Source organism: Myxococcales bacterium (assembly GCA_016706225.1).
In the GTDB taxonomy this organism is placed as follows: Bacteria; Myxococcota_A; Polyangia; order Polyangiales; family Polyangiaceae; genus JADJKB01.
The window spans coordinates 650,463-669,838 of the sequence record JADJKB010000005.1; the positions used below are offsets into that span (position 1 = coordinate 650,463).

Below are 19,376 nucleotides of genomic sequence, written 5' to 3' on the forward strand. Positions count from 1 at the left end.
GGTTATCTTCTAGACTTGCGAGCCGTGCGTGTCCGGACCGTGATCTCGACGCTTGGCCTGTGCCTCGTACAGCTGACGCTGGTGGCGTCGGCGTCCGCGGAGCGCGCGCTGCCGAAGCGCTTCACGAAGCCGCCATTTTCGCAGATGTCGCTCAGCGTCGGCCACCCGAACGAGGGCTGGCAGCTCCGCGCCAAGCGCCTCAAAAAGAACAAGTACCTGAGCCTCAAGGCCGGGAGCGAGGCCAACAGTTATGGCCACCCGGCGCTGGTCCTGATGCTCGGCCGGAGCAGCAAGGAAATAGCCAAGGTGGCCCGCGGCTCGGTGATGCTCGTCGGAGATCTCTCCAGCAAGCGCGGCGGAGCGCTGTCGGGCCATCGCTCACATCAGAGCGGCCGCGACGCCGACGTCGGGTTCTACGTGCAAGACGAGGCAGGCAAGCCGGTGACCCCCGGCAAGTTCATCGTGTTCGGAGGCGACGGCAAGGCCCAGGACGGAAGCGGGTACAGCTTCGACGACCACCGAAACTGGCTGCTCGTGCAGTCCTGGGTGCGGGACAAACGGGCCGGCCTCTCCCACATCTTCGTGTCGCGGGCGCTCCGCCAGCGCCTGCTGGTTTATGCCGCAAAACAACCGGCGTTTCAGCAGTACGTCGCCGAGGTGAGCGCGCTGCTCAAACAGCCAGAGGACGCCGCGCCGCACGACGATCATTTCCACGTCCGGGTCTCGTGTCCGAAGGACCAAGCGGAGATCTGCCGCGAACAGTCCAAGTGAACGGCCGAACAGGGGCGGGTGCCGATACGACGGGGATCATTTCCTGTGGCCGGTGGCCTTGGTATCCGGGGAGGAGCGGGGGGTGCGAATCGCCGTCACCCCGTGAGGAGGCAGCGGTGAACGATCAAGTGAAGTACACGCTCGACGAGTCGGACATTCCCAAGGCCTGGTACAACATCGCAGCGGACCTGCCCGAGCCGCCGTCGCCGCCGCTGCACCCCGGCACAGGTCAGCCCATCGGCCCCGACGATCTGGCGCCGCTCTTCCCCATGTCGCTGATCCAGCAGGAGGTCAGCGCCGAGCGCTGGATCGAGATCCCCGAGCCGGTGCGCAACGTCTACCGCCAGTGGCGCGTGACGCCGCTCTACCGCGCACGCCGCCTGGAGCAGCTACTCGGGACGCCGGCGAAGATCTACTACAAGTACGAGGGCACGAGCCCGAGCGGCAGTCACAAACCGAACACCGCCGTGCCGCAGGCCTTCTACAACAAAGAGGCCGGCGTGAAGCGCATCAGCACCGAGACCGGTGCTGGGCAGTGGGGTTCGTCGCTCGCGTTCGCCGGCGCGCTCTTCGGCATCGAGGTCAAGGTCTACATGGTCCGGGTCAGCTTCGATCAGAAGCCCTACCGCAAGGCGTTGATGCAAGCCTACGGCGCCGAGTGCGTCGCGAGCCCGAGCAACGAGACGGAGTCAGGGCGTGCCATCTTGGCTGCAAACCCGGCGAGCCCTGGCAGCCTGGGCATTGCCATCAGCGAGGCGGTCGAGGTCGCAGCAAAGAACGACGACACGAAGTACGCGCTTGGCAGCGTGTTGAACCACGTGCTCCTGCACCAGAGTGTGATCGGCCTCGAAGCGCTGAAACAAATGGAAAATGCGGGGGATTTCCCGGACATGGTCATCGGCTGCGCCGGTGGCGGCTCGAACTTTGCGGGGCTCGCGTTCCCGTTCCTGGGCGAGCAGCTGCGCGGGGGCAAGAAGGTGCGGGCCATCGCCTGTGAGCCCTCGGCGTGTCCGACCCTGACCCGTGGCAAGTACGCGTACGACTTCGGCGACACCGGGCACCTCACGCCGCTCGTCCGGATGCACACCCTGGGCTCGACCTTCATCCCCCCGGCTTTCCACGCGGGCGGACTGCGGTATCACGGCATGGCGCCGCTGGTGAGCCACCTGCAAGAGCTCGGGCTGATCGAGGCGCGTGCGTTCCATCAGCGCCCGTGTTTCGAGGCCGCGCTTCAGTTCGCGCGCGCCGAGGGCATCATCCCGGCGCCCGAGTCGAGCCACGCGGTGCGCGCGGCCATCGACGAGGCCCTCCGCTGTCGTGACGAAGGCGTGTCGCGCGTCATCCTGTTCAACCTGTCGGGCCACGGCCACTTCGACATGGGCGCGTACACGGACTTCCTGAGCGGCAAGCTCGAAGATCGTGACTACGACGAGAACGAGCTGAGCGCCGCGCTCGGGCAGCTACCGCAGGTGGCGCTCAGCTGAGGCGGCTCAACCGACCTTCACCACCAGCGCCATGGCGGTGTCGCCGGCGGCGCAGCCGCTGAACAGGCCGTAGCCGCCGCCCGCGGCCACCAGCTCTTCGATCAACTCGATCGTGAGCCGCATGCCGGTTGGCCCCTGCGGGTGTCCGTACACCAACGGCGAGCCAAATCGATTGATGGTCTCGAGACCGAGCCCGAGCTCGCGGCAGAAGAACAGGTCGTTCACCGCGAAGGGGTTGTGGGTCTTGATGGCCTTGCAGTCGCCGATGTCGATGCCCGCTCTCGTGAGCACGGCGCGGGCCGCCGGCACGACTGCTTTGGGCATGAAACCCTTCTCGACCCGCGCTTCGGCCGCGGCCACGATACGCACTCGGATTTCGGGGCGCGACGAGAGCTCGCGCGCACGACCTTCGTTGCACACCACGAGCCCGGCGTTGCCGTCGGCGGGGTGGGTCTGCGAGCCGAAGCTGACCGTTCCACCTGGAGTAACCGGTGCGAGGCGTGCGAGCCCCTCAGCGGTCGTTGGGTGGATGCCCTCGTCGGTCTCGACCTTGCCGAGCTCCTTCTTGCCGCGGCGCAGCGTGATCGGATGCAGGTAACGCCGCTGGAAGGCGCGGTCGTCGGCGAGCGCCGCCTGGTACTGCTCGTAGCGCAGCAGCGCGACCTCGTCCTGTTGCTCTTTCGTGAAGCCCGCCTCCTTGGCGACGTTCTCGGCCGTCTCGAGCATGGCGTTTTTCGCCCAGGGATCCCGATTGAAGGCGTCGAGCACCGCGTTCTCACTCGCACCGGTGCCGCCCGGGGCCGTGGGATCGGGGTAGTAAATGTGTGGGCCGTTGCTGGTGCGGTCACACGTGACGGCGAGCACACTGCCGGCGTTGCCCAGCTCGACCTCGGCTGCCGCCGAGGCGATGACCCTCGCGCTCGTGGCACAGGCCTGCGCGAGGGTGGGTCCCGTGGCGCCGGCTGCGCCGATCATCGCCGCGAGCCAGGGCGCGCCGTAGAACGAAGAACGCTGCAGCACGGTCATGCCGAGCAGCACGGAGTCGAAGCCCTTGGGATCGATCTTTTTTGCGCTCAAGACCTCGACCGCCACCTGCGCCACGAGCTCGAGCGAGTGCGCCTGAGCGAGGCTGCCCTGCCAGCGGCAGAACGGTGACGACCAGTACAGACCGTAGGGGACGAACGTCTTTTCGAACGGCATGCTCAACCCTGCTTTCCTTGGTTCTTTCGCGCAGCCAGCGCGAGCACGATCTTCTCGGCGGTGATGGGGAGGTCGTGGATGCGGACGCCGACGGCGTCGAAGATGGCGTTGGCGAGGGCGGGAGCGGTGGGCACGAGTCCGGGCTCACCCACACCCTTCGCACCAAACGGACCCGCCGGGTCGTCCGTCTCCACGAAACAAACGTCGACCGGGAACGCCATCTCGTGCGCGGTCGGGATCTTGTAGTCGGTGAACGACGGATTCATGACCCGCCCCTCCGCAGTCTTCACCTCTTCGTACAGCGCGTAGCCGATGCCCTGGGCGAGCCCACCCTGGACCTGACCGCGCAGGGTCTGCTGGTTCAGCACACGCCCCACGTCGTGGGCCGAGACCCCCTTCAAGATGTGGACGCTGCCGGTCTCGACGTCGACCTCGACCTCGAACGCCTGCACTCCATAGGCGTAACTCGCGCTCATGTTGCCGACCCCCTTGGACCAGTCGGGCAGCGCGCTCGGCGGTTCGTAGAACGCCTCTTCGATCACCATCTGCCCAGCCACACCCCGGAAGTGCAGCGCACGGAGCAGCTTGCCAATCTCGAGCCTGAGCCAGGCGTCGCTCGGAGCGTCCTTCGGGAACAAGAACCCGTCGCACAGCTCGAGGTTGTCGGCTCGCGCCGCTGCCTTCAGGTCGTAGGCGGGCGGCTGATACGCAGGGTTCTTCTTCTGCCAGGCGGCCAGGTTCTTCTGGGCCTCCGCCGCGTAGATCTCGGCGGCGAGGGCGAAGATCTTCGCGCGGGCCTTCTTGGCGGCGAGGATGGCGGCGTTCAGCGCGATGAACGCACCGCGACTGGCGTGGGTGCCGACATCCCAGGGGCAGGTGGCGGTGTCGGTCGCGTTGATGCTGATCTTGTCCGGTGTCACGCCGAGAGCCTCGGCCACGCCGAGGGTCAGCGCAGAGTGCAGGCCCTGACCCATCTCGACTCCGCCATACGACACGTTGACGTTGCCGAAGTCGTCGAGCTTCAGGATCACGCCGCCGCCGTCGGAGCGATAAATTCGGCCGGAGCCGCCGACGTGCACCAGCGACGCCACCCCGACCCCGCGCCGGAGATGCCGCTGTTTGCCGCGTTTGTTCTGCCAGTCGAGGCTCTTCTTGGCGAACTCGAGGCACTCACCGAGCCCACAGGTGCCGATCTCGAGACCCATCGGTGTCTTTTCGCCGGGTGTGTTCTTGTTCAACAGCCGGAGCTCGAGTGGGTCCATGCCGACCTTGTCGGCGAGCTCGTCCAGGAGGCACTCGATGGGCCAGGTGACCTCGGGGTTGCCGTACCCGCGCATCGCCTGGGCGTAGGTGTTGTTGGTGTAGACGAGCTTGGCGTCGAACCAGACGTTCGGCACCTTGTACAGGGACGTCGCCGGGATCAGCATCACCGTCGGGTAGGTGGCTCCCCACGACGTGTAGGCGCCGTTGTCCTGCAGCACCTCGACGCGGCGGAAGGTCAGGCGCCCGTCCGCGTCGCAGCCCTGCACGACGCGCGTGCGCGCGCTCTGCCGCGGTGAGAGGTTGGCAAACTCTTCGCGCCGGTCGTACAGGATCTTCACGGGCCTGCCGGTCCTGTGTGCCAGCAAGATGGCGATGTACTCGTAGGCGTGGGTGTCGAGCCCGGTGCCGAAGGCCCCGCCGAGGGTCGGCACGATCACCCGGGCGTTCCTGCCGGCCAGGCCCATGGCCTCGAGGGCGCGGACGAAGTCGCGCTGCGCCAGGAACGGGATCTGGGTCTTGGCCCACATCGTCAGGTTCCCGCGCGTGTCCATCTCGGCGATGCAACCCGCGGTGCCCATGCAGGCCTGCTGGATCAGCGGCGTCGAGAACTCACCCTCCACGATGTACTTCGACGCGCGCTCGCCTGCGGCGAGATCACCCGACTCGTGGTGCACCGTCACCGGCAAGAGGTTCGACGTCAGCGGTCGCCCGTCCGCGTCGACCTCATGGACCAGCGGCGCGCCTTCGGCCAGCGCCGCTTCCGGGGTGAAGACTGCGGGCAGGGGCTCGTACTCGACACGGATCAGCTCGATGGCCTCGGCCGCGATGTCCGGGTCGATGGCCGCGACGGCCGCGACCTCGTCGCGGAACTGGCGGACGCGGCCCTGCTTGAGCGCGAAGTTGTCGCGCAAGAAACCGATCCGGAGCTCCGGCGTGTCGTACGCCGTGATCACCGCGCGCACGCCGGGCAGGGCCAGGGCTCGCGACGTATCGATGTGCACGATGCGCGCGCTCGCGTGCTCACTGAACTTGAGCTTCCCGTACAGCATGCCGGGGCGGGAGAGGTCGTGGATGTAATATGCGCGACCGGTGACCTTGTCGGCCGCGTCGGGTCGAACTGCGTCGCTGCCCACGTAGCGGAGCTCACGCATGGTCCGCTCCCTTCTTGGCGCGTCGGGCCGAAGCGGCGTGGCTCACCGACTCGATGATCTGCGCGTAGCCCGTGCAGCGACACAGGTTGCCGGTCAGCGCGTTCCGGATTTGCGCTTCGCTCGGCTCCGGCGTTCGTTCCAGGAGCGCGTGGGCGCTCATGAGCATGCCGGGTGTGCAGAAACCACACTGCACGCCGCCCTTGTCGACGAAGGCGCGCTGCAAGTCCGAAAGGTCACCTCCAGGTCCCGCCAGGCCCTCGATGGTGAGCACCTTGCAGCCCTCGACCTCGAGCGCAGGCAGCAAACACGAACACACGGGGCGCCCGTCCACGAGCACCGTGCAAGCACCGCACTCGCCGTTGCTGCAACCTTCCTTGGTCCCCATCAGACCGAGCGCTTCGCGCAGCACGTCGATCAAGCGAGCGTGCGGCTCGACCGACAGGCGGGCCGCCTCCCCGTTGACCTCGAACGACAAGCTGACCGTCATGAGCTCGCTCCTTCCATCAATGACCGGATGCCGCGCTCGAGGAGCGCCCCGGCCAGGTGCCGCCGGTAGTCGGCGCCCGCGCGCACGTCGCTGATCGGGCGGACCTCGTTGCACGCGGTCTCGCGCGCTCGGGCGAGGGTGGTGTCATCCAGAATTTGTCCACTCAAGGCTTGCTCCGTCGCAACGAGGCGCAGGGGACAGGGCCCCAAGGAACCGGCTGCCACCCGCGCCTTGGTGCAGCGCCTGCCGTCGAGCTCGAGCAAGACGGCCACGCTGGCGAGCGCGATGTCCATGCGCACGCGGCCGTGTTTCAGGAAGGTCGCTCGCACGTTTTGGGGCGGTGCGTCGACGATGACGGCGGAGAGGATTTCGCCCGCTTCGAGCACGCTGGCTCGGGGCCCCACGAAGAAGTCCGAGAGCGGGAGCTCGCGGGTGCCCGTCGCCGATGCGATGCGCACGCGGGCCTCGTGGACCAGGAGCGGCGGCGCCAGATCGGCGCAAGGCGAGGCGTTGCAGAGGTTCCCGCCCAGCGTCGCCACGTTGCGGATCTGAATGCTGCCCAAGAACCCCGCGGCGCGGCCCAGCACCGGCAGTACGCGGGCGAGCGCCGGATCTGCCTCGAGGTCGGACACCCGTACGCCAGCCCCGAGCACGATGGGGGAACCGACCACCACCTGGGTGAGCTCGGCGATGTCGGTGAGGGAGACCAGGGCGCGTGGCGCTATCTTGCCCTCGCGGATGCGCACCATCACGTCGGTGCCGCCGGCCACGAAGCGGGTCTCGGTCTCGAGAGCCGCAAGCCGCCAGGCCTCTGCCAGGGTTTTGGGGCGGTGGTAGTCGAAGCTCATGTTGATCTCGATTCGCTCAGCTCAGGCAATCACGCCGCGCGCTCGTAGCGTCTGGAGCTCGGCCGCCGGCACACCCAGCTCGGTGAGCACGCTGTCGGTGTGCTCGCCGTAGGCCGGCGCAAACGACAGCTTGCGCTGGTTCGCTACCAGGAACTCGGTGCTGACCGCGGGCGGGGGCAGGCGGATGCGGCGGCCGTCCGGGGCCTCGGTCGACAACAGGACATCCTGCAGGAAGTCCTGGTCCATCACGCGCTCGATGGGCGTGATCGGGGAGTGTGGGATCTGCGCCGAGCGGAGCGCCCGGGCGATCTGCTCGGCGGTGTGCTGCGAAGTGATCGCCGCGATGTCCGCGTGCAGCTTGGTCTTGTTCTGCCGGCGCCCCTCGTTCGTGGTGAGATCGGGACGATCGAGCGGGCGGAAGGGCTCTTCGGCGACCAGCCGCTGCCACTGCACGTCGCTGCCGACGGCGAGGTACACGAAGCCATCGGCGGTGGGGTAGGCGTTGGTCGGAATGAACTGGCGATGTTCGTTCCCGGAGCGCTTGAGCTCCTCCGGCGGGCTGCCCATGTCGAGCATGGGCAAGAACGTCAAGAGCCAGCTCGTTGCGACCTGTGCCATCGAGATGTCGATGGCGCGACCGTTTCCGGTCCGGTGTCGCTCGAGCAGGGCCAGCAGCACTTGCGCAAAGGCCTCGTCGCCGGCCTTCAGGTCGATGAGCGGCGGGCCGTTCTGCATCGGAGGGCCGCCCGGCTCACCCGTCACGTCCATGTAGCCACACTGGGCCTGGAGCACCGGATCGTAGCCGGGCACGTTGGGGTGAGCGAGGCCCATCGCCGAGATGCAACACCACACCATCTCCGGCCGAATGGTCCGCAGCGTGGCGTAGTCGATGCCGAGCGAGACATGTCGCGCGGGCATGGTGTTGGTGCAGAACACATCCACGCCCAGCTCGCGGATCAGGCGTCCGAGCAGTGCCCGCCCCTCCGGCTCTTTCAGGTTCAGCGCGATGGCCTCCTTGCCGCTGTTGGGCCCGACGAAGTAGCTGTGGCGATCGCCATCGGCGACCTTGCGCCCGATGTGTCGGTTGGGATCGCCGCGGGTGCGAAGGCGCGGCGACGGCGTCGGCTCGATACGGATCACGCGCCAGCCCAGGTGCGCGAAGCGCAGCGTTGCGTAGGACATGCTGAGCGCCTGCTCGACGCTCAGCACCACGGGGCGCGGGTCAGTCGTGGACATCAGAATCGCACCGGCTCCGCGTAGCTGCCGAACACCTGGCGGAGTGCGCCGCAAATCTCGCCGACGCTGGCGTAGGCTTTCACTGCGGCGATGACCGGCGGCATCACGTTCTTCCCGTCGCGGGCGGCGGCAGCCACGGCGCTGAGTGTGGCCTCGACCTCGCCGGCGTTCCGTTCGGCGCGCACCCGAGCCAGGCGGACCAGCTGCTTCTCCGCTTCTTCGCGCCGGTATGGGTGAAACTCGACGTCGGGTCCCGGCTCCTCGTCGACAAACGTGTTCACTCCCACCTTCTGCAGCTCGCCGCGCTCGAGCCGCTTCCTCTGCTCGTAGGCCTGCCGGCTCACGTCGGCCTGGACGCGGCCCTCGGCGATCGCCTTCACGATGCCGCCCTCGGCGTCGAGGCTCTGCATCAAGAGAGCGATGCGCTGCTCCATCTCGCTGGTGGTGGCCTCGACGAAAAACGAGCCCGCGAGCGGGTCGACGGTGTCGCAGGCGCCGATCTCGGTCATCAGGATCTGCATGGTGCGAAGCGAGAGTTTGGCCGCCTGTTCGCTCGGGATCGTGTAGGCCTCGTCGTAGGAGCAGAGCGCCATGGTCTGGGTGCCGCTGAGCGCGCTCGACAGCGCGTAGTAGGCGCTGCGCACCAGGTTGTTCAGGGGCTGCTGCACGGTGAGGCCAGCGCCTCCGCCCCCCGCGATCATGCGCAGCTGCATCGCCCGCGGATTGGTCGCGCCATAACGCTCCTTCATCAGCTTGGCCCAGAGGCGTCGACCGGCGCGGAACTTGGCGACCTGCTCCCAGAGGTTGCCGTAGATGTCGAAATTGAAGGAGATCCCTTGGGCGAACTCGTCGACGTCCAGCCCACGGGCGCGGACGTGGTCGACGTAGGCGCAGGCGATGGCGAGGCCGTAGGCCATCTCTTGCGCGGGCGTCGCTCCGCTCTCGCGAATGTGATAACCGCAGACGCTGACCGGGCTGTAGTGAGGCACCTCTCGCGCGCAGAACTCGATGGTGTCACCGACCAACCGCACACTGGGCTCCACGGGGAAGATCCAGGTGCCGCGCCCGACGAACTCTTTGAGGATGTCGTTCTGAGCGGTGCCCCGGAGCTCGCTCAGAGCGAACCCGCGTTTTTCGGCCATCGCGAAGTACATGCCCATGATGGCGACGGCGGAGCCGTTGATGGTCAACGACACGCTGATCTCGTTCAGGTCGATGCCGGCGAACGCCTCTTCCATGTCCGCCAGGGTGTCGACGGCCATGCCCACGCGACCGACCTCGCCTTCGGCCATCGGGTCGTCGGAGTCGAGACCACACTGGGTCGGCAGATCGAACGCGACGTTCAGGCCGGTGTTGCCGTTCTTGATCAGGTACAGGAATCGCTCGCGGGTCTCGGCGGCGGTGCCAAAACCCGAGTACTGGCGCATGGTCCACGGACGCTGCCGGTACATCAGCGGGTGAATGCCGCGGGTGTACGGGTACTGCCCGGGCTCCCCGATGTCGGCGCCGTCGGCCGGCACGTCGCTCGGTCCGTAGACCGGCTTCACCTCGATGCCGCTCTCCCAGGTGACCGGCTTGGGTTCACGCTTGTCGTTGCGGGTCATGCTTGCCTCCGGGCGTTCGCACGCACCCAGCTCACGATGGAGTCGAGGGCCGCGTCCACGCCGAACACCGCCGACACACCGAGCTCTGCGAGCAGCGGGCGATCTCGGCTCGGAATCACGCCACCCACCACCAGCTTGGCGCTGCCGAGGCCGGCCTCTCGCAGGCTGCTGGCAACCTTCTCACTCAGCGGCAGGTGAGCTCCCGACATGATGGACAAACCGACGACCTCTGCGTCGAGCTCCCGCGCGGCGGCGGCGATGGCCTCGGGCGACTGGCGAAGGCCGGTGTAGACCACCTGCATTCCGGCCTCCATCAACGCACGACACACGACCTTTGCGCCCACGTCGTGTCCGTCGACGCCGGGCTTGGCTACCAGAACGCGAATCGGTTTGTCGGTCATGACTCCCTCGCGATGTTGCCCCGCAGAATTTCCGAAGTGCCGCCCCCAATCAGCAAAAATCGAGCGTCGCGCAGCAGCCGCTGGATCGGGCTCTCGGCCGCGAATCCGTAGCTCGCCGTCACCCGCGCGGCGCGGTCGCAGATGCGGTTTGCCGCCTCCGATGCGAACAGCTTGGCCATGCTGGCCTCGCGGGCGTTCGGCAGCTTCTGGTCGCTGCGCCACGCGGCCCAGAGTGTCAACCTGCGTGCGGCCTCGAGCTCCGTGGCCATCTCGGCCAGGTGCTCCTGAACGGCCTGGAAGCGGTCGATGGGTTTGCCGAACTGCTGCCTTTCGCTCGCGTAGCGCTTGGCCTCTTCGTAGGCCGCGCGCCCGACGCCCAGCGAGAGCGCTGCGGTGACGACGCGGATCTCGGCCAGGATCTCCTTCAAGTACTCGGTGCCCCGGGTTGGCTCACCGAGCACTGCCGTCGCCGGCACGTCCGACAGGTGCACCTCGGAGGTGAGCGACGCCCGCACGCCCAGCTTTTCGATGGGCCGACCGAGCTCGAGGCCAGGCGCGCCCCGCTCGACCAGAAACGCACCGAGGGTCTTGTCGCCGGTGCGCGCAAAGATGGTGAAAAAATCCGCGACCGGCGCCGAGGTGACCCAGGTCTTCGAGCCGGAGAGCAGCCAGTGCTCGCCAGCCTGTTTTGCACTGGTCGTCATCGAGAACAGATCACTGCCGGCGTTGGGCTCGGTCATGCAGATGGCGCCGATCTTCGTGCCCGCGAGCGCCGGGCGGAGCAGGCGCTCGTGCTGCTCGGCAGAGCCGAAGCGATGCACGAACCATGTGCCCATCAAGGACTGCATGGTGCACGCAGCGGCCACCGAGAGGCTGCCCCAGGCGAGCTCCTCGACCGCCAGCGCGCACGACACGACATCGGCGCCGCTGCCGTGGGGCTCCGGGTAGCGCATGCCAAAAAAGCCGAGCTCACCCGCACGTTCGAAGAGCTGCCTGGGGAACTCCGGCTGTTCGTCGAGCGCTCGGGCGCGGGGGCGGATCTCCCGCTCGGCGAAGTCGTGGAAGGTCTGCCGGATGGCGGTTTGTTCGCTCGAGAGGGAGAAGTCCATCACGGGCTCCCGCGCAGGCGCTTCGTCTCGGCTGCATCGAGCTCGAAGCTCTTTGGATCCACCGCTACCCGGTAGTGCTCTCGGGCAGCCGCTACGCTCACGATGCCGTCTCGCACCTCGCGAGCAACCTGGTCGGCGGGTCGCTCTACCGGTGGACCGTGACCCCCGCCGCCTCCGGCCTGCTGCACATACAGGGTGCCGGTGGGCACGTCGCGCACATGATCCTTCGTGGTCGTGCGGTACACACTACCGTCGGGGCGGTGGAGCTCGATGAAGTTGAGCGTGCCGTTGCCTGCGCCGTCGAGCCCGAACGCGGGTTCGATGTCGCCGTCGCCGAAGGTCACTAGCTGCGTGTCAGCGCCGCCCACGACGTAGCGCGTCTCGACGCCGAGCCCTCCCCGCTGTCGCCCCGGCCCTGCCGAGTCGCACAGGTACTCGTGGGACACCAGCCGATGCGGGGTGATCTGCTCGAACATCTCGTAGTCCTGGTCGAGCACGCCACCGGAGGCGTCGATCATGCCGATGTGGTCGTAGCCGTCGCAGTCGGCGAGGGCGCCGGAGCCGCCCTTCAGCCCCATGAACTGGATGTCGACGTAGGTGTCCTTGGTGTCCTGGCCCTTGCGCGTGTCCCGCCCGGTGGAGAGGGAGCAGAGCAGCTGGTTCCAGCCGGCGGTGACCCGCTCGGGAATGACCGGCGAGAGCGCTCGCATGATGGCGTCGGCGTTGTTCGGGCACAGGTGGTTGCCGAAGGTCGTCGCGGCGGGATAGGCGGCGTTCAGGAACGTGCCCTCGGGAATGATGATCTCGATGGGCTCCACCATTCCCTGGTTGTGGGGGATGCGTGGATCGACCATCTGCAAGAACGTGAGGATGGTCGCCGAGGCGCTCGACGTGTAGGTGCCGTTGACGAAGCCGGTCGTCTGAGGGTCCGTCTCGGAGTAGTCGAAGCGGATGTGACCGTCCTTCACCGTGATGGTCACCCGCACGACGAACTTCGAGCCCGGGTGGTGGCCGTCGAAGTGGGCCGTGGCCTCCCCTTTGTAGACGCCATCCGGGATGGTGCGGATCTCCGCTTCCATCAAGCGACGGGTCGAGTCGAACAGCGCCTGTTTGTGCGCGTCGAAGCTCTGGCGTCCGTATTTCTCGACCAGCGCCTTGAGCCGGCGTTCGCCGACGGTGCAGCTGCCGATCTCGGCGCGCATGTCCTCTTGCACGATGGGCAGGCGGATGTTCGCGAAGATCAGCTCCCAGACGTCCCGCCGCAGCTTGCCGCGCTCGAAGACCTTCACCGCGGGGATGCGCAGCGCCTCCTGCCAGACCTCGGTTGCGCCCGGGTTGTACCCGCCGCGCACGGCACCGCCGATGTCGGCTTGATGGCCCTTGCAGGCGGCCCAACCGAGCAGCTCGTCCGCCAGGAAGATGGGTTTGAAGGCGGCGACGTCGTTGTTCTGATTGTCGAACGAGAACACGTCGTTGTGGAAAAAGACGTCGCCCGGGTAGACCTCCCCCTTGAATTTTTCGGCGATGTGCCGGCACACCGGGCTGAGCGAGAAGCTCAAGATGGGCAGGTTCTCGGTCTGCTCGAGCATGTTGCCTTCGGCGTCGTAGAGGCCCGTCACGAAATCGCGGGCCTCACACAGGATGGGCGAGCGGCTGCTGCGCTCCATGCTGATGCTCATCTCGTCGGTGATGGCGCGGAGCGCACGCCCGAGGATGGACACCAGGACCTTGTCGACCTCGACCTTTTTCATCCTGCCCTCCGCTGTGCCAGGCACGTGCCGTGGTCATCGACCCGCACGTCGAACGCCGCGCTCACGAAGAAGGTGGTGTCGGTGCGCTCGATCAAGGCCGGGCCGTCGATGAGGTCTCCGGCCGAGAGCGCGTGACCGTCGTACACCGGCAGGTTCTCGAAGCCATCCCGCTCGGGGACGTAGGCTCGCCGAGCTGCCTTCATCGCGCGCCCTGCGTTGCCGGTGCCCCGGGGCAAACGCGGCAAGGTTGGTTTGTCTACCCGACCGATGCTGCGTGTGCGCACGTTGATCAGCTCGACGGGTGTGCCCTCGCCGGACAGCTCGTAACCGTAGAGCCGGTCGTGCTCCTGATGAAACGCGGTGATGATCGAGGAGTAGTCCCCGCTGACGATGGCCGCGCGCTCCACCCGGACGGTGACCTCGTGATACTGCTTCACGTAGCGCAAATCCAAGGCGATCTGGTGCTCGATGCGGGTCTCCGGGACGTCGGCGCGGCGGAGCTGGGCTTCACCCTGCTGGGTGAGCTCGGTGACGATGCTGGATAGCCGTTCTTTCGCCAGCTTGCCGAGCTCGGAGATGCACGAGCGCACGAAGTCGTGCTGCTGGTCGGTGAGCAGCATGCCCGCCGCGCACAGGACCGAGGCCACGGGCGGCACGAGCACGACCGGTATGTCGAGCTCGGTGGCGATTGCCGTACCGTGCAGCGCGCCAGCGCCACCGGCGACCACCATGGGAAACTCTCGCGGGTCGAGCCCGCGCTTCACGGTGATCTCCCGCACACCATGCGCCATGTTGGAGTTGATCACGCGGTACATGCCCACCGCCGCGCGCTCCACGTCGAGACCGAGCGGTTCGGCCACGTGACGGGTGATGGCGGCGCGCGCGGCCTCGAGGTCGAGCCGGAGCTCGCCGCCCGCAAAAAAACCGGGGTCCAGGTAGCCGAGCACGAGGTTCGCGTCCGTGCAGGTGGGTAGCTGACCGCCGCGGCCGTAACACGCGGGACCGGGATCGGCTCCTGCGGACTCGGGACCCATGCGCAAGAGCCCGCCGGCATCGACCCGACCGATGCTGCCGCCCCCGGCACCAATGGTGACGATGTCGAGCATCGGGAGCGCGATGCGCAGGCGTGCGATGTCGCCTTCGGATTTCAGCTCCACGCTGCCGCCGCGCACCAACGACGCATCGAAGCTCGTGCCCCCCATGTCGACGACCAGACAGTCGTCGTAGCCACACGGCACGGACCAAGCTGCGGCGGCGCGCGGGGCGGCGGCGGGCCCACTGAGCAGGGTGGCGGCAGGTTTCTTCACCGTGGCGTCCGGCAGAGCCACCCCCCCGCTCGACTGCATGATCGAGAGCGAGCCGCGGAACCCGACCTCCCTGAGCCGGGCGGTCAGAGCGCGCAGGTAGTCTCTGAGCACGGGCCCGACGTAGGCGTCGAGGGCGGTCGTCGAGACTCGGTTGTAGAAGCGCACCGCCGGCAGGACCTCGCTCGAGACGCTGATGAACGTCCCCGGCATCTCGCGCTCGAGCAGCTCCGCCGCCGCGCGTTCGTGCTCCGGGTTGGTGAAGGCGTTCATGAAACACACCGCGACGGCCGTCACGCCCTCGCGCCGGAACAGCTCGGCGGCTTCTTTCACGTCGTCGAGCGCGAGAGGCTCGACCTCGACGCCGCGCCAGTCGAGACGCCCGCGGATCGGTCGGCGCAGGTAACGCGGCACCAGCGGCGGTACGTTCTCGAGCCGATTGTCGTACTGGTCTTCGCGGATCCCGCGCCGCATTTCCAGAGCGTCGCGTACGCCCACGGTGGTCACCAAGCCCGTCTTCGCCCCGCGGCGCGTCAAGGTCGCGTTGGTAGTGACTGTGGTGCCGTGCACGATACTGGTCAGGCTCTCGGCCAGCTCCTGGCTCGTCAGGCCGAGGGCCTTGGCGACGGCGCCGAGCCCGTCGAGCACACCAATGCTCGGATCCTTCGGCGTGGACAGCACCTTGAAACCCTTCACCTCGCCGGCGCTGGTCCACAGGAAGAGATCCGTGAACGTCCCGCCGACGTCGATCCCGAGCTTGTAGGTTCCACCCGTTAGCTCTGTCGTCATTGAACAGTGGCCTCCGTGACCCGAGTGTGTCCGGCGCGCATGGCGTCGCGCCCGAGCATGAATGCTTTGTGGTTGGCTTGCTCGAACTTTTGTCCGCAGCGAGCCGTGACGGCGTCGAGCAGCGCGCGTTCGCTGACGGGAAGCAGCCCCAGCCCCGCGGCCGCTCCGAGCATCAGCACGTTCAGCGTGCGGGCCTCGCCCACCGCACCCACCAGAGCTGGTGCGTCGACCCCATGGACCTCGCCGGCAATTTCTCGGAGCTGAGCGATGATGCGTTCGGGATCCGGGGTCTCGGCGCTCTCGAGCACGACCTGAAACGGCAACATGATGTGTTGATTGGTCACGACGCGAGTGCGCGGGCCCATCTCGGGCACTGCGCGCAACGCCTCGAGCGGTTCGAAGCTCACGACCACGTCGATCTCGTCGCCGGCCAGGTGGGAGCTCTCAGCGTCGCCGAAGATCGCCGTACAACGCACGCTGCCCCCGCGCTGGCTCATGCCGTGCAGCTGACCCACGACGACCGGCGAGCCCTCTGCATGCGCGGCCAGCGCCAGGATCTGAGCTGCCGCGAGCACACCCTGTCCGCCCACTCCGACGAGCAGCACCTGGAAGCGGGCGTTCTTCAGCGACATTCCGCCTCGGGTCGCGAGAGCGCGCGGTTCGAGCAAAGATCGGCGCACACGCCGCAGCCGATGCACCAGAGTGGATCGATCTCGACGTGTTCGCGCCCGGGGTCCATCCCGATGGCGGGGCAGCCGAGGGTATCGACGCAGGCCCGGCAGTTGCCGCACAGGCCGCACTGAAGACAGCGCCTGGCTTCTGCCTTTGCGTCCTCCGCCGAGAGCCCGAGGACGACCTCGTCCATGCTGCGAACGCGGGTCGCCGGGTCGCGCTCTTCGGGCAAGAGCCGAGGGCTCAGCGGTGCGCGGGCGGTGATTCGAGGACGCTGCGTCGGCAACGCGGGGGGCGGACGGCGGTCGGCGACCTCCCGCCCCGAGAGCTCGCAGTCGATCCCCCACGCGGCGCGCAGGCCCCAGGCGATGGCGTTGGTGACCGTGCGCTCGCCGGCGACGAGATCACCTCCGGCAAACACACCACCACGATTCGTGCGGCCGGTGTGCGGATCCGTGACGAGCAACCCCGACTCGTCGCGCTCGAGCCCGATCGCGTCGAGCGCGTTCGGATCGGGCTCTTGCCCGATGGCCACGATCACCAGATCGGCGCTCAGCCGCGTTTCTTCGCCGTCGGCGAGGCGAGCGACGACCCATGCTCCGGCCTCGCAGCGGACCGGGCGCACGGCCGTGCAAAGCTCGATCCCCTCGTGACCCGCCGCTGCGATCTCGTCGCGCAATGCGGGCATCGCGTTCTGCTCTTCGAGGCACGCCAGGGTCACTTTTTTCGCACCGTTGCGCAGCGCCGACCGAGCCGCGTCCACGGCGGCGTTGCCTCCACCGATGACGACGACCTGCGAGCCAGCGGGCACACTCTCGCCGAGTCGCGAGGCGCGCAGGTAGGTGAGCGCGTCGATGGACCGTGGGGCGTCGGGAAGCTCACTGCCGGGGAGGTCGAGCTTCTTGCCGCGGTGGGCACCAATCGCCAGGAACACGGCTCGGTAGCGCGCCGTGAGGTCGTCGAGAGCGAGCTCATTGCCGAGGCGTTTGCCGCCCTCGAAGTGCACGCCGAGCTCGAGCACCCGCGCGACGTCACGAGCCGCCTCTGCTCGAGGCAAGCGGTACTCGGGGATGCCGTGGGTCAGGAGCCCGCCGGGTTGCTGCTCGGCGTCGAAGAGCGTGACGTCGTAGCCACGCACCGCCAGGTCGTGGGCGGCGCTCAGGCCCGCGACGCCGGCACCCACCACCGCAACACCGAGGCCGTTCGGGGGCTGTTTCTCCGACCGAAGCAGCTCAGGCTGTTCGCGCGCGGCCCAATCCACGACAAAACGTTTCAGATCGTTGATGGCGACCGCTCCGTCGAGCCCTCGCCGGACGCAGCCGTCCTCGCACGGTCGGTCGCACACCCGGCACACGGACTCGGGCAAGGGCGTGCGGGCCATCACGTGGCGCAGGGCTTCGCTGTTCTCTCCTGCGGCGATGTGCCCCGCGTAACCTTGAATACACAACGTCAGCGGGCAGCGCTCGGCGCAGGGGGCGACGCCGGACTGAAGCTCCAGCTGCCCTCGCAGGGACGCCACTCGCGCGAGGTTCCTTTCGAAGCCCTCGGTGAGGGGAACGTCGCAGCGCTGGTGGTGCTCGGCCCGCCCGCAGGTGCGACAGAGCTCTGCATCGGCCACGTACGGCGCCGGACGGGCGTTGGTGCCAGGCTCTCGTGCCGAATTCACCGGGCACGCGCGGCGAACCACGACCACGCTGGTTCCTTTGGCGAAACGCGCGCGGCGAAAGGCGGCCGTCGAGGCTGCCTGGTCGTACGGGTCGATGGTCTCGACGTGTCGTGCTCCCAAGGCGCGCGCCACGTCTTCGATGCGCTGCTCGCGGGTCGGGCTCTCCTGGAACCCGGTCATGGCGGTGATCTCGTTGTCGAGCACCACGGCGACGACGTCTGCGTTCTCTTTGACGGAGTCGAGCAACGCCGGCATGCCCGCGTGGAAGAACGTGGAGTCCCCCATGAACCCGACGGTCCGTTTGCCGGTCACACGCGCAACCCCGCCGCCAGCGAGAAGCCGGCGCCCATGCACAGCAGTGCGTCCGCCGTGCTGAGCGGCGGGGCGTAGCCCAGCGTGTAACAGCCGATGTCGTTCATGAAGATCTGGTCTTCGTCGAACGCGGAGCGGGCGGCAGCGAAGGCCGCTCGGTGAGGGCAGCCCGGGCAGAGTGAAGGCGCGCGCGGGGGGACCATCGGCAGCGCAGGCTTCGTGCGCGGCAGCTGGCCGATGCCGAACACCTCGTAGAGCGCGTGCTGGATGAGCTCGGACGAATACTCGAATTCTTCGGGCAAGTGACCCGAGTGTTTGCCGAACACCTGTAGCGAGAGCTGGTGGCGCGACATGAGCGCGAAGAGGGCGTTCTCCAGGAACGGAGACAGCTCTTCGACGACCAACACCCGCTCCGCGCCCCGCAGACGCTCCACGAGCTCGGCCTCGGGCAGGGGATGAACGGTTCCAAGTCGCCACAAGGCCACCTGCTCGGTTGCTCCGAACAGGGCCAGTAGGTCTCGGGTAGTCGCCGCGGGAGCGCCCGACGAAAGCACCACGTTTCGGCTCTTGCCCTCGGTGTGAAAGAAGCCCGATTGCGCCATCCACGCTCGGGCGATCTCGATGCGACCCTTGAGCTCGATGCGCATGCGGCGGGCGTTGGCCGGAATGGGCACATGTCGCGCGGGATCCCGCACGAAACCAGCGACGCGCTGCGGTTGAAGCGGTCCCAGGCGCACGGCGCCACGCGAGTGAGCGACGCGGGTGGTGGTTCGGATCAACACGGGCAGGCGGCACGCTTCGGAGAGATCGAAGGCCGCTCGGGTCATGGCATGGGCTTCGGCGGGTGTGCTCGGATCCAGGATCGGTAGGTGCAACATTGGCCCCAGGTGCCGCTGATCGGCCTCGTTGGGGCTGGTATTGCAGGAGGGATCACCCGCGCTGATGATCACCATGCCCGCCTCGACTCCGACGTACGGAATGGTCGAGATTGGGTCACCGGCGACCATCAGGCCGAGGTGCTTCATCGCCGTCAGCGAGCGCGCGCCGGCCAGGGCCGCGGCAAACGCCAGCTCTACTGCGATCTTCTCGTTGACGGAGTACTCGAAGGCGACCCCGCGCGCGCGGGCGATGCGCGCGAAGCCATCGGTGATCTCCGAGGACGGTGTGCCCGGGTAGCCCGCGACGAACACCACCCCCGCCTCGAGCGCGCCGCGCACGATGGCGTCATTGCCGAGCAGATGATCGGTCAGCCCGACCCGGTCGTAGAGGAGCGGGTCCGCATGCGACGGGTCCGACGGCGCCCCCTCTGTACTGTCGCGGTCCACTTG

At 67.7% G+C, this 19,376-nt stretch carries 15 protein-coding genes; 2 read left to right on the forward strand and 13 right to left on the reverse strand.

What is annotated here, in order from left to right; genetic code table 11:
* Nucleotides 1-24: 24 nt before the first annotated feature.
* Entirely contained in the window at nt 25-771 is a 747-nt protein-coding gene (locus tag IPI67_10625; GenBank protein MBK7580647.1) for a penicillin-insensitive murein endopeptidase, read from the forward strand.
* A gap of 116 nt (nt 772-887) precedes the next feature.
* Nucleotides 888-2,255 (forward strand): TrpB-like pyridoxal phosphate-dependent enzyme, encoded by a 1,368-nt coding sequence (locus IPI67_10630; protein ID MBK7580648.1) that lies wholly within the window; start codon nt 888-890, stop codon nt 2,253-2,255.
* A gap of 6 nt (nt 2,256-2,261) precedes the next feature.
* Here the strand turns inward: IPI67_10630 and IPI67_10635 are convergent, their stop codons facing one another.
* Genes IPI67_10635 through IPI67_10695 form a run of 13 tightly spaced genes read right to left on the reverse strand, consistent with a single transcriptional unit; the run spans nt 2,262 to nt 19,373 of the window.
* Nucleotides 2,262-3,455, reverse strand: coding sequence for a thiolase family protein (locus IPI67_10635; GenBank protein MBK7580649.1), 1,194 nt, complete (start codon nt 3,453-3,455; stop codon nt 2,262-2,264).
* 2 nt (nt 3,456-3,457) lie between these two features.
* On the reverse strand, nt 3,458-5,869 hold the full coding sequence (locus IPI67_10640; protein ID MBK7580650.1) for a xanthine dehydrogenase family protein molybdopterin-binding subunit: 2,412 nt from the start codon (nt 5,867-5,869) through the stop codon (nt 3,458-3,460).
* Complete coding sequence (locus IPI67_10645; GenBank protein ID MBK7580651.1) at nt 5,862-6,356, reverse strand: (2Fe-2S)-binding protein; 495 nt, start codon at nt 6,354-6,356, stop codon at nt 5,862-5,864. Before IPI67_10645 ends, IPI67_10640 begins: the two co-directional genes overlap by 8 nt.
* Nucleotides 6,353-7,204, reverse strand: coding sequence for a xanthine dehydrogenase family protein subunit M (locus tag IPI67_10650; protein ID MBK7580652.1), 852 nt, complete (start codon nt 7,202-7,204; stop codon nt 6,353-6,355). The genes IPI67_10645 and IPI67_10650 overlap by 4 nt, the downstream gene beginning before the upstream one ends.
* Before the next feature lie 21 nt (nt 7,205-7,225).
* Entirely contained in the window at nt 7,226-8,440 is a 1,215-nt protein-coding gene (locus IPI67_10655) for a CoA transferase (GenBank protein ID MBK7580653.1), read from the reverse strand.
* Complete coding sequence (locus IPI67_10660; protein MBK7580654.1) at nt 8,440-10,044, reverse strand: methylmalonyl-CoA mutase; 1,605 nt, start codon at nt 10,042-10,044, stop codon at nt 8,440-8,442. Before IPI67_10660 ends, IPI67_10655 begins: the two co-directional genes overlap by 1 nt.
* The gene (locus IPI67_10665; protein MBK7580655.1) at nt 10,041-10,445 is read right to left on the reverse strand and encodes a cobalamin-dependent protein; all 405 of its coding nucleotides are present in this window, start codon (nt 10,443-10,445) and stop codon (nt 10,041-10,043) included. Before IPI67_10665 ends, IPI67_10660 begins: the two co-directional genes overlap by 4 nt.
* On the reverse strand, nt 10,442-11,554 hold the full coding sequence (locus IPI67_10670) for an acyl-CoA dehydrogenase family protein (GenBank protein ID MBK7580656.1): 1,113 nt from the start codon (nt 11,552-11,554) through the stop codon (nt 10,442-10,444). The genes IPI67_10665 and IPI67_10670 overlap by 4 nt, the downstream gene beginning before the upstream one ends.
* Nucleotides 11,554-13,305: a hydantoinase B/oxoprolinase family protein gene (locus IPI67_10675; GenBank protein ID MBK7580657.1), complete on the reverse strand. Its 1,752-nt coding sequence runs from the start codon at nt 13,303-13,305 to the stop codon at nt 11,554-11,556. Before IPI67_10675 ends, IPI67_10670 begins: the two co-directional genes overlap by 1 nt.
* Nucleotides 13,302-15,398, reverse strand: coding sequence for a hydantoinase/oxoprolinase family protein (locus IPI67_10680; GenBank protein ID MBK7580658.1), 2,097 nt, complete (start codon nt 15,396-15,398; stop codon nt 13,302-13,304). The genes IPI67_10675 and IPI67_10680 overlap by 4 nt, the downstream gene beginning before the upstream one ends.
* Nucleotides 15,395-16,030: a 2-oxoacid:acceptor oxidoreductase family protein gene (locus IPI67_10685; protein ID MBK7580659.1), complete on the reverse strand. Its 636-nt coding sequence runs from the start codon at nt 16,028-16,030 to the stop codon at nt 15,395-15,397. Before IPI67_10685 ends, IPI67_10680 begins: the two co-directional genes overlap by 4 nt.
* Nucleotides 16,021-18,090, reverse strand: a complete 2,070-nt coding sequence (locus IPI67_10690; GenBank protein ID MBK7580660.1) for an FAD-dependent oxidoreductase — start codon at nt 18,088-18,090, stop codon at nt 16,021-16,023. Before IPI67_10690 ends, IPI67_10685 begins: the two co-directional genes overlap by 10 nt.
* On the reverse strand, nt 18,045-19,373 hold the full coding sequence (locus tag IPI67_10695; protein MBK7580661.1) for an indolepyruvate ferredoxin oxidoreductase subunit alpha: 1,329 nt from the start codon (nt 19,371-19,373) through the stop codon (nt 18,045-18,047). Before IPI67_10695 ends, IPI67_10690 begins: the two co-directional genes overlap by 46 nt.
* Nucleotides 19,374-19,376: the final 3 nt, after the last annotated feature.

Coding starts and splice junctions, on each gene's coding strand:
- IPI67_10665 (MBK7580655.1), bottom strand. CDS start 10,445: ATGACCGACAAACCGATTCGCGTTCTGGTAGCCAAGCCCGGCGTCGAC.
- IPI67_10635 (MBK7580649.1), bottom strand. CDS start 3,455: ATGCCGTTCGAAAAGACGTTCGTCCCCTACGGTCTGTACTGGTCGTCA.
- IPI67_10655 (MBK7580653.1), bottom strand. CDS start 8,440: ATGTCCACGACTGACCCGCGCCCCGTGGTGCTGAGCGTCGAGCAGGCG.
- IPI67_10650 (MBK7580652.1), bottom strand. CDS start 7,204: ATGAGCTTCGACTACCACCGCCCCAAAACCCTGGCAGAGGCCTGGCGG.
- IPI67_10660 (MBK7580654.1), bottom strand. CDS start 10,044: ATGACCCGCAACGACAAGCGTGAACCCAAGCCGGTCACCTGGGAGAGC.
- IPI67_10670 (MBK7580656.1), bottom strand. CDS start 11,554: ATGGACTTCTCCCTCTCGAGCGAACAAACCGCCATCCGGCAGACCTTC.
- IPI67_10640 (MBK7580650.1), bottom strand. CDS start 5,869: ATGCGTGAGCTCCGCTACGTGGGCAGCGACGCAGTTCGACCCGACGCG.
- IPI67_10675 (MBK7580657.1), bottom strand. CDS start 13,305: ATGAAAAAGGTCGAGGTCGACAAGGTCCTGGTGTCCATCCTCGGGCGT.
- IPI67_10685 (MBK7580659.1), bottom strand. CDS start 16,030: ATGTCGCTGAAGAACGCCCGCTTCCAGGTGCTGCTCGTCGGAGTGGGC.
- IPI67_10645 (MBK7580651.1), bottom strand. CDS start 6,356: ATGACGGTCAGCTTGTCGTTCGAGGTCAACGGGGAGGCGGCCCGCCTG.
- IPI67_10680 (MBK7580658.1), bottom strand. CDS start 15,398: ATGACGACAGAGCTAACGGGTGGAACCTACAAGCTCGGGATCGACGTC.